The organism is Psychrobacter sp. 1044 (assembly GCF_904846525.1).
In the GTDB taxonomy this organism is placed as follows: Bacteria; Pseudomonadota; Gammaproteobacteria; order Pseudomonadales; family Moraxellaceae; genus Psychrobacter.
Map to the genome: position 1 here is coordinate 1 of NZ_CAJHAZ010000054.1, position 1,056 is coordinate 1,056.

General features: G+C 44.1%; 1 protein-coding gene. It reads right to left on the reverse strand.

The features are described 5' to 3' along the window. Positions 1-26: 26 nt before the first annotated feature. Complete coding sequence (locus tag JMX82_RS14150) at positions 27-953, reverse strand: IS30 family transposase (RefSeq protein WP_201541005.1); 927 nt, start codon at positions 951-953, stop codon at positions 27-29. Positions 954-1,056: the final 103 nt, after the last annotated feature.

Here is a 1,056-nt window from a genome sequence, read left to right on the forward strand (position 1 = left end):
CCTAGATTAACACACCAAGTGCAACGCTAAGTAATGAAATAAAACACCTGGCTTGGCGTTTTAAACCCCAAACGCTTTCTTGGCCTGTTGTTTAATCTGTCTTCAATGTTTTGAACCTCATCATCAGATACTTGTCTAAAATCACATCCTTTAGGCAAGTACTCTCTAATCAAGCCATTGGTATTTTCGTTTGTTCCTCGTTGCCATGAGGCATAAGCATCAGCAAAGTAGAACCCACTATAGAGTCTTTGCTTAATAGCTTTATGATCCGCAAATTCCTTGCCATTGTCGGACGTAATCGTCTTAACGTGTAGTCTCACTGGAGTTAGCATAACGACCATCGCATCCGCGACCAGATGAGCACTCTTTTTAGTCACTCGCTTCATCTTAACCAAACCTGTCTTTCGCTCTACTACTGTCACGATAGCTTGTTTGTGGTTTTGACCAATGATGGTGTCCGCTTCCCAATCACCGATGCGGGATCGCTCTTTTACTACATGAGGGCGCTCATGAATTGAGATCCTGTCATTAATACGCCCACGAGTCTCAGTGGTAAGCCTTTGACGATAGGGTTTGGCTTTGCGTCTTAAATATTGCCATAGCGTGCCGCCTTGCCTCTTATCAGTCCATAAGTAACGATAGATACTCATGTGACTGACTCCACTATGAACGCCTGCTATTTGCTCAGGACTCCACTGCAGTTTAAGCTTAGTCACTACCCAGTCCCAGACGTTTAAAATGATGGTGAAGGCATTATTTGCTCGCCTCGCTTTAGCTGTGTTGTCTGCATGCTTTGCTCGGTACCCTCGTAGGCTTTTATTGCGTCTAAGCTCTCTTGATATGGTGCTTGGACTTCTGCCTAACGCCCCTGCTATAAATTTAATACTATGTTGTGCCCCTCTAAGGGCATAAATCTGATATCGTTCCCCTAGGCTTAGATGGGTATAGCTCATGGTTGCAATCTCACTTTGGCGGTGGATAGTAGCTTTGATGCTAGCGCATCTAGGCTTCTTTTTCACCTGCTCTTTGAAATTGCACTTCATTTGTTAATCTAAG